Raw genomic sequence first — 9242 nt, 5'->3', positions numbered from 1 at the left:
GGCGCTGCTGGGGGGCGATGCCGAACTGCAATTCACCTATCGCTTCGCCGACGCGGAGGAACGTGGCTGGATGGAAGACCGGGCCGAGGCCCTATCCGAGGTTGTCGAATTCCGCTCCATGGCGACGGTGGGCGACGGGGATTCCGCGCAACGGGCCCTCACGCAGGTCAAGGCAGTGGACCCCGTCTATCCCCTGGTCGGAGAGGTCAGGCTGGAGCCGGCAATGCCTTTGGCCGAAGCCTTCGCCATGCGCGAAGGCCGACCAGGCGGTATCATGGAAAGGTCACTGGCCGACCGGCTTGGGCTGGCGCCGGGGGACAGCTTCCGCCTCGGCACCACGGCCTTCAGGCTTTCCGCCATTCTCCTGCGGGAGCCGGACAGCACCGGGGGCAGCTTTGCGCTCGGCCCCCGTACGATGGTCCTGCGCGACTCGCTCGCAGACTCCGGGCTGCTCGGGCCGGGAACGCTCTTTTATTCGGCCTATCGGCTCGATCTACCCCCGGGGGCCAACCTGGCGGCATTGGAACAAGCGGCCGAAACCCGGTTCGACGGCAGCGGCATGCGCTGGCGCGATGCGCGGCAGGGCGCGCCGGGCATCGTCCGCTTCGTGGAACGGCTTGCCGCCTTTCTGGTGCTGGTAGGCCTTTCCGGCCTGGCCGTGGGTGGGGTGGGCGTTTCAGCGGCGGTACAAGCCTATCTTTCGCAGAAGACCCAAGTCATCGCGACGCTTCGCGCACTTGGTGCGGACAGGGCCACAATCTTTCAGACCTATCTGATCCAGATCGGGGCGCTATCGCTTGCCGGCGTTGCAATCGGGGTGGTGCTGGGGGCCGCGATTCCGCTGGCTCTCGCCCCGGTGATGGAGGCGCGGCTGCCGGTGCCTGCACGGTTCGCCATCTATCCCGGACCCTTGGGCGAAGCTGCGCTCTACGGCATCCTCACGGCATTTGCCTTTACGCTCTGGCCGCTGGCACGCGCTGAAAACATCCGCGCGGCGACGCTCTTTCGCGATGCATGGACCGGCGCGCGCAGATTGCCCGCGCCCCGCTATGTCGTGACAGTGGCGGGCATCGTGGCGGTTCTGGTGCTGACGGCGGGCTGGCTCAACGGAAGCTGGTGGTTGACCCTGTGGACGCTGGGCGGCATCGCCGCGGCCCTCGCGCTGCTTGCCCTCGCTGCGCTGCTCTTGCGCAGGACGGCGCGCAGCCTCGCCCCGCGGGCGCGGCGCATGCCCCGCCTGCGGTGGGCCCTCGCGGCCATCGGCGGCCCGGCGGAGGGGGCCACTGCCGTCGTTCTGTCACTGGGGCTCGGCCTGTCGGTGCTGGCCACCGTGGGCCAGATCGACGGTAACCTCCGGCGGACCATCGCAGGAAACCTGCCCGATATCGCGCCCTCCTACTTCTTCATCGACATACAAAAGGACCAGATGGAGGGCTACACGACCCGCCTGCGCGACGACCCCGGCGTCAGCCGGGTGGACAGCGCCCCGATGCTGCGCGGCGTCATCACCGCCATCAACGGCGCACCGGCCCGGGAAACCGCAGGCGATCATTGGGTTCTGGAGGGCGACCGGGGCATCACCTACGCCGAAGCGCCCGGCCCGCGCGCAGAGATCACCGCCGGGGAGTGGTGGCCCCCCGATTACGAAGGCCCCCCGCTCATCAGCTTTTCGGCGGAGGAAGGCGCGGAAATGGGTCTCGCCCTCGGTGACAGCCTGACGGTCAATGTGCTGGGCCGGGACATCACCGGGACAATCGCCAACTTCCAGACGGTGGATTATTCAGGCGCGGCGCTGGGTTTCATCCTGACGATGAACCCCGCCGCCATCGCCGCCGCCCCCCATACCTATATCTCGACCGTCTATGCGACGCCTGACGCCGAAGCGGCGATACTGCGCGACCTCGCCCAGACCTATCCCAATATTACGGCCGTCAGGGTCCGGGATGCGATCGACCGGGTGGCAGAGGTCCTCTCCGGCCTCGCCGCGGCCGTCTCCTACGGGGCGCTGGCGACGCTGGTCACCGGTTTCGTCGTGTTGATCGGGGCCGCGGCTGCCGGAGCCGGGGAGCGCGCTTTCGAAGCGGCGCTGCTAAAGACTTTGGGCGCGTCCCGCCGCGCCATCGCCGCCAGCTTCGCGCTGAGGGCCGCGCTTCTGGGATTGTTCGCCGGCACGGTCGCTCTCATCGCGGGAGTCTTGGGGGGCTGGGCCGTGAGCCGCTACGTGATGGAAACCGATTTCGTGGTGATCTGGCCCTCCGCGCTCGCCATCATCGCTGGGGGTATCGTCGCGACCATGGCGGCGGGCTTGGGCTTTGCGCTTCATGCGCTCAACGTGCGACCGGCGCAGGTGCTTCGCGCACGCGAATGATCGACACCCATCCGCTTGCCGAAATTCCCAAGACGCCCGCCGGTTCGTGCTGAACGACCCCGGCGGGCGCAAGTCTCATTCCGCGGCTTCGGCGTATTCTTCCATCGGCGGGCAGGTGCAGATCAGGTTGCGGTCGCCATGAACGTTGTCCACCCGGTTGACCGGGGGCCAGTACTTGTCCACCCGGAAGGCCCCCGGCGGGAAGCATCCCTGCTCCCGGCTATAGGGCCTTTCGCCCCATTCCAGCACCAAATCCTCGACCGTATGCGGCGCGTTCTTGAGCGGGTTGTTCTGCGCGTCGATGCGCCCCTCCTCGATGTCGCGTATCTCCTCCCGAATGGCGAGCATGGCCTCACAGAAGCGGTCCAGCTCTGCCTTGGTCTCGCTCTCCGTCGGCTCCACCATCAGCGTACCGGCCACCGGCCATGACATGGTGGGCGCGTGGAAGCCGCAGTCGATCAGACGCTTGGCGATATCCTCCACGGTAATCCCGGCGGACTCGTCGAAAGGACGCACATCGATGATGCATTCATGCGCGACCCTGCCCGACGGCCCCTTGTAAAGGACGTCGAACGCCCCTTCGAGCCGCCGCGCGATATAGTTGGCGTTCAGGATCGCGACGCGGGTAGCCTGCGTCAGCCCATCGCCCCCCATCATAAGGCAATAGGCCCATGAAATCGGCAGGAGCGAGGGCGAGCCGTAGGGCGCGGCGCTGACCGGCCCCTCTGCCCCTCCCCGTACCGGATGCCCCGGCAGATGCGCGATCAGATGCGCCTTGACCCCGATCGGCCCCATGCCGGGCCCGCCGCCGCCATGGGGGATGCAGAACGTCTTGTGCAGGTTCAGGTGGCTCACGTCTCCACCGAGGTCGCCGGGCCGCGACAGCCCGACCATGGCGTTCATGTTGGCCCCGTCGATATAGACCTGACCGCCCGCCTCATGGGTGATCCGCGTGACCTCATGCACCGTTTCTTCAAAGACGCCGTGCGTGGAGGGATAGGTGATCATGCAGCCCGCCAGCGCATCGGCGTGTTTCTCGGCCTTCTCGCGGAAGTCGTCGAGATCGATGTCGCCGTTCGAGGCGGTCTTCACAACCACGACTTTCCAGCCGACCATCTGGGCAGAGGCGGGGTTCGTACCATGGGCGCTCATAGGGATGAGGCAGATGTTGCGGTGCCCCTGCCCCTGCGCCCGGTGATAGGCCGCGATGGTCAACAGACCCGCGTATTCGCCCTGCGCGCCGGAATTCGGCTGCATCGAGATCGCGTCATATCCGGTGATGTCGCACAGCTTTGCCGACAGGTCATCGATCATCTCGCGGTATCCCAAGGCCTGATCGGCGGGCGCATAGGGATGGATGAGCGAGAATTCACGCCAACTCACCGGCATCATCTCGGCGGCGGAGTTCAGCTTCATGGTGCAGGAGCCGAGCGGGATCATCGCACGGTCGAGCGCAAGGTCGCGGTCCGCCAGACGACGCATATAGCGCATCATCTCGGTCTCGGCCCGGTTCATGTGAAAGATCGGATGGGTCAGATAATCCGACGTGCGCAACATCGCGTCCGGCACACGGTAATCGGGGGTGAAATCGTCATCCGCCCGTTCGATCCCGAAGGCGCGCCAGACCGCCTCGATCGTTTCGGGGCGCGTCCGCTCATCCAGCGTGATGCCCACGCGCGTTTCGCCCACGCGGCGCAGGTTGATCCCCTCGTCCACCGCCGATTTCATAACCGCCGCCTGCAGCGGCCCCACGCCCACGGTGATCGTATCGAAAAAGGCCGAAGGATCGACCTTGAAACCCGCCGCCTCCAGCCCCTTCGCCAGCCGGACGGTCTTGCGGTGGATACGCTGGGCAATGGCCTTCAGCCCCTTGGGGCCGTGGAACACCGCATACATGGAGGCCATAACCGCCAGCAAAGCCTGCGCGGTGCAGACGTTGGACGTGGCCTTTTCGCGGCGGATGTGCTGTTCGCGCGTCTGCAGCGAAAGCCGGTAGGCCCGGTTGCCATGCGCGTCGATGCTGACGCCCACGATACGGCCCGGCATGGCCCGCTTCATCGCGTCCCGGCAGGCCATATAGGCGGCATGCGGCCCGCCATAGCCTTCGGGCACGCCGAACCGCTGGGTCGATCCGACGGCGATGTCGGCGCCCATCTCGCCCGGCTCCTTCAACAGGGTGAGCGACAGCGGATCGGCAGAAACGATACCGACCGCCTGTGCGGCGTGAAGCGCCTCCATCTGCGGGGTGAAATCGCGCACGTGCCCGTATGTGCCGGGATACTGGAAGATCGCACCAAAGACCTTGTCCGCCTCCAGCTTGTCCGGATTGCCGACGATCACCTCGATCCCCAACGGCGCGGCGCGTGTCTGCATCACGGCGATATTCTGCGGATGACAGTCGCGGTCGACGAAGAAGGCCTTCGCCTTGGATTTGGCCACGCGCTGCGCCATCGTCATCGCCTCGGCGCAGGCGGTGGCTTCATCCAGCAAGGACGCGTTGGCAATCTCCAACCCGGTCAGATCGCTCACCATGGTCTGGAAGTTCAGCAGCGCCTCCAGCCGGCCCTGGCTGATCTCCGGCTGATAGGGCGTATAGGCGGTGTACCACGCCGGATTTTCCAGAATGTTGCGCTGGATCGCGGGGGGTGTCACCGTACCGTGATAGCCCTGCCCGATCAGGCTCGTCAGAACCCGGTTCTTGCTGGCGACAACCCGCATATGCTCCAGCACTTCGCGCTCGCTCATCGCCTTGCCAAAATCGAGCGGTTCATCCTGCCGGATGCCCCGGGGCAAAGTGTCGTCAATCAGCGCGTCGAGGCTTTCTGCACCCACCACGTCCAGCATCTCCGCCATTTCCGCAGGCGATGGGCCGATATGCCGCCGGTTGGCGAAATCATAGGGCAGGTAATCCGTCGGCTTGAAAGCCATGTTGCAGGTCCTCGTCTTCCAAATGGCAAAAAAATCCCCGCCGGAGGCTCCCGGCGGGGCGTCACGCGCTACCCGATGAACTTCTGGTAGGCCGCTTCATCCATGAAATCATCCATCTGCGAGGGATCGCTGGCCTTCATCTTGAAGAACCATGCCTCCCCCTGCGGATCGTCGTTCACCATGCTGGGGGTGTCGGTCAGCGCGGAGTTCACTTCCGTGATCTCCCCGTCAATCGGGGCGAGGATGTCCGACGCCGCCTTGACGCTTTCGATCACCACGACTTCATCGTCCTTGCTGACGGTGATCCCTTCGTCCGGGAGTTCGACGAAAACCACATCGCCCAGTTGTTCGGCCGCATGGTTCGTGATGCCGACGACGATCTCGTCGCCCTCCACGCGCAGCCACTCGTGTTCCTCGGTGAATTTCATGATGTGCTCGTTCCCTGTTTCGTTCAACGTTTGAAGTTTGCCGCGACAAAAGGCAGCTTTGCAACGGTCAAGGGCAGCCGCTTTCCGCGCACCTCACCCCAGAGCCGCGTTCCGGTTTCGTGATGCTCGGCATCGACATATCCCATGGCGACCGGCCCGCCGACAGTGGGGCCAAAGCTTCCGGATGTCACGATGCCCACGGGATCGCCGCCTTCCTGCCTGTCGAAAACCGGCGTGCCCGCCCGCATGGGCGCGCGTCCGTCGGGAAGCAGCCCGACCCGCTTGCGGTCGGGGCCGTGTTCCAGCGCCTGAAACACCGCCTCGGCACCGGGAAACCCCCCGGCCCGCGCGCCGCCGGGGCGGCGTGCTTTCTGGATGGCCCATGTCAGTGCCGCCGCCACCGGGTCGGTCTCCGCATCGATGTCATTGCCGTAGAGACACAGGCCCGCCTCAAGCCGCAGCGAATCCCGCGCGCCCAATCCGATCGGGGCCACCTCGGATGAGGCGAGCAAAAGCTCGGCGAGGCGTGTGGCCTCGTCCCCCGGCACCGAAATCTCCCAGCCGTCCTCGCCCGTATAACCAGAGCGCGAGGCCCAGACCGCAATTCCGCCGAGTTCGAGTTCCCGCAAATCCATGAACCGCATGTCGCCGGCCCGGGGGTCGAGACCCGCCATCACGTCTTCCGCCGCCGGGCCCTGCAGCGCCAGCAATGCACGATCCCCCAGTTCCGTAATCGTCACCCCGGGCTCCAGCGCCGCACGCATCCGGTCGATGTCCGCTTCCTTGCAGGCGGCGTTCACCACGACAAAGAGGTCCTGCCCCCGCCGGGCGAACATCAGGTCATCCTCGATCCCGCCCTCTTCGTTAGTGAAAAATCCATAGCGCTGGCGCCCGTCCTCAAGGCCCAGAACGTCCTGCGGCACCAGCGCCTCGAAGGCTTTCGCCACCGCGTCCCAGGACGCGCCCGAAAGCAGTACCTGCCCCATGTGGCTCACATCGAACAGACCGGCCGCCTCGCGGGTCTGAAGGTGTTCCTTCATCACGCCCATCGGATATTGCACCGGCATTTCATAGCCAGCGAAGGGTACCATCTTGGCGCCCTGCGCCATGTGAAGATCGTAAAGGGGGGTCCGCTTCAGTTCGGTCATCCGGTCTCTTTCCTGTCCGACCGGAAGCCCAAAGACCAACCGGCACAACCGCGCCGCGACATGCGACCCGCAAGTGCCCCCTCTGTCCTTTCGCCTGAGATCGTTATCCCTTCGGCGGGCGCACGCGCCTCTCTCCAGAGTCTGTCGGTCCCGTCGCGGTCCTGCGGCCTGAGAGTTTCCGGGGCGGTTGCTCCTTCGGCATCGGCAAGGCCGATTCTCCCGTGACGGATGCACATAGGTAGGCCGGGGCGCATGAGCAGGTCAAGACGGCATGAACCGGCCTTGCACCATCCGGAGACCTTGCCATGGGTGAAGCGCCTGCCTATCCATGCGGCATGACTCCATATTTCTTTGGCTACGGCAGCCTCGTCAATCGCAACACCCACGACTACCCCGATACCCGCCCCGCGCGCCTGCAGGGCTGGCGCCGCGCGTGGGTGCGTACCGCAGGGCGCGAGGTCGTCTTTCTCAGCGTCAATCCACACCGCGAAACGACGATCGACGGGCTTGTCGCAGCGGTTCCCGGCGCCGACTGGGCGGCACTCGACGCCCGCGAATACGGCTATGCCCGGCATGCATCGGGCGGGGCGGTGCTGCACGATATCCTGCCCTCCCCGGACGTATCCCATTACGCCATACCGCCCGAAAAAACCGGCGCGGCGGGCGATCACGTGATCCTGCTGAGCTATCTCGACGTGGTGGTACAGGGGTTCGCGCGGGTCTATGGCATCGACGGCGTCACCCGCTTTTTCGACACCACCGACAATTGGGACACAGCGGTTCTGGACGACCGGGATAATCCGCTTTATCCGCGCCACCAACCCCTGACGGATGAAGAAAAAGCACTGGTCGACGAAAACCTCGCCCGTGTCGCGCCGGGTATGCGCCCCCGCCGGCGGGAAACACCGGAAATCACGCATTCCGCGCCCTGAGGCGCGCAGCCCCTTCACCCTTTGGCAAATACTCCCCGCGGAGCGTCCGGCAGCAGCCTCAAACGCGCGATCAGCTACGGGCCTTCACGGTCTGCAGCAGAGGCATGACCTGCGCCATGTCAGGCCCGTGTTCCTGCCCCGTGAGCGCAAGCCGCAGGGGGCGGAAAAGCCCCCGGCCCTTGCGCCCGGTGGCTTCCTTCACCTCGCTCGTCCACTGCGCCCATGTCTCGTCATTGAAGGGCGGTTCGGGCAGCAGTTCCATCGCCTGCGCGACGAAGGCGCGGTCTTCTTCCTCGATCACGGGCTCGGCGCCATCACGGAACATGACCCACCACGCGGGCAGGTCCCGCAGGGTGCGGATGTTTTCGCGGGTCACAGACCAGAAACGCTCCGCCTGCGCATCGGGCACCCCGGCGGCGCGGACCTCTTCCGCCACGCGTTCGAGCGGGAGCGTCTGCAAATAGCGCCCTGTCAGGGGGAAGAGATCCTCTACATCGAACTTGGTCGGAGCGGAACCGAAATGCCCGATATCGAACCCTTCGATCAGTGTTTCGAGATCCGTGCGCAATTCGACCGGGTCCGACGAGCCGAGCCGCGCCATCAGGCTCAACAGCGCCATCGGCTGCACGCCGCGTTCACGCAGATCCTTCAGTGCCAGCACGCCGAGACGTTTGCTCAGCGCCTCGCCCTGCGGACCCGTCAGCAGGGAATGATGGGCAAATTCCGGAACACTCCCGCCCAGCGCCTGCATGATCTGGATCTGGGTGGCCGTGTTGGTCACATGATCGGAGCCGCGCACCACATGGGTCACCCCCATCTCGGTGTCGTCCACAACAGATGCGAGCGTATAGAGGATCTGCCCGTCTCCACGGATCAGTACGGGGTCGCTGACACTGGCGGCGTCGATCGAGATGTCGCCCAAGATACCGTCGCGCCACTCGATCCGCTCCTGATCCAGCTTGAACCGCCACACCCCGGCACCGCGCTCGGCGCGCAGGGCATCTTTTTCGGCGTCGGACAGTTTCAGCGCCGCCCGGTCATAGACCGGAGGGCGCCCCATGTTCAGCTGCTTCTTGCGCTTGAGGTCCAGTTCCGTCGGCGTCTCGAACGCCTCGTAGAAGCGGCCCATGCGGCGCAACTCCTCAGCGGCTTCCCCGTACCGGTCCAGTCGTTCGGACTGGCGCTCCACCCGATCCCAATGCAGGCCGAGCCAGTCGAGATCACGCTTGATCCCGTCGACGTATTCTTCCTTGGACCGTTCGGGATCGGTGTCGTCGATCCGCAGGATGAAGGTCCCACCAGCTTTCCGCGCGATCATCCAGTTCATCAATGCGGTGCGCAGGTTGCCCACGTGGATCCACCCTGTCGGGGAGGGCGCGAAACGGGTGATGATCTGATCGGGGGTCTGGTCGGACATGGCTCTACTCCTGTTGCGCCG

The 9242-nt window shown here is 65.5% G+C and carries 6 protein-coding genes and 1 riboswitch; of the genes, 2 read left to right on the top strand and 4 right to left on the bottom strand.

The genetic code is table 11. The features are described 5' to 3' along the window. The coding region (locus A3728_RS08545) for an ABC transporter permease (RefSeq protein ID WP_067922184.1) at positions 1-2368 on the top strand (2368 nt) is incomplete at its 5' end. 75 nt (positions 2369-2443) lie between these two features. Here the strand turns inward: A3728_RS08545 and gcvP are convergent. The 3 genes from gcvP to gcvT all read right to left on the bottom strand — a co-directional run bounded on the left by gcvP (position 2444) and on the right by gcvT (position 6872). After that, a complete protein-coding gene (gene gcvP, locus A3728_RS08540; protein ID WP_067922182.1) occupies positions 2444-5296 on the bottom strand; it encodes an aminomethyl-transferring glycine dehydrogenase in 2853 nt (950 codons plus the stop codon). 68 nt (positions 5297-5364) lie between these two features. Continuing rightward, positions 5365-5724: a glycine cleavage system protein GcvH gene (gcvH, locus tag A3728_RS08535; RefSeq protein ID WP_067922193.1), complete on the bottom strand. Its 360-nt coding sequence runs from the start codon at positions 5722-5724 to the stop codon at positions 5365-5367. Between the two features lie 23 nt (positions 5725-5747). Continuing rightward, positions 5748-6872: a glycine cleavage system aminomethyltransferase GcvT gene (gene gcvT, locus A3728_RS08530; RefSeq protein ID WP_067922179.1), complete on the bottom strand. Its 1125-nt coding sequence runs from the start codon at positions 6870-6872 to the stop codon at positions 5748-5750. A 146-nt stretch (positions 6873-7018) separates the two neighbouring features. Next, positions 7019-7104: riboswitch (glycine riboswitch) on the bottom strand. A gap of 73 nt (positions 7105-7177) precedes the next feature. On the opposite strand from gcvT, the gene A3728_RS08525 reads away from it, so the two are divergent. After that, positions 7178-7804 carry a gamma-glutamylcyclotransferase family protein gene (locus tag A3728_RS08525; RefSeq protein ID WP_236627988.1) on the top strand — a complete coding sequence of 209 codons (627 nt, stop codon included), beginning with the start codon at positions 7178-7180 and terminating at the stop codon, positions 7802-7804. A 70-nt stretch (positions 7805-7874) separates the two neighbouring features. On the opposite strand, the gene gltX is transcribed toward A3728_RS08525, so the two are convergent. Further along, the gene (gltX, locus tag A3728_RS08520; RefSeq protein WP_067922176.1) at positions 7875-9221 is read right to left on the bottom strand and encodes a glutamate--tRNA ligase; all 1347 of its coding nucleotides are present in this window, start codon (positions 9219-9221) and stop codon (positions 7875-7877) included. Positions 9222-9242 lie beyond the last annotated feature (21 nt).

It is taken from the genome of Sulfitobacter sp. HI0040 (assembly GCF_001634885.1).
Classification (GTDB): domain Bacteria; phylum Pseudomonadota; class Alphaproteobacteria; order Rhodobacterales; family Rhodobacteraceae; genus Sulfitobacter.
This window is presented reverse-complemented; position numbering and strand designations above follow the sequence as displayed.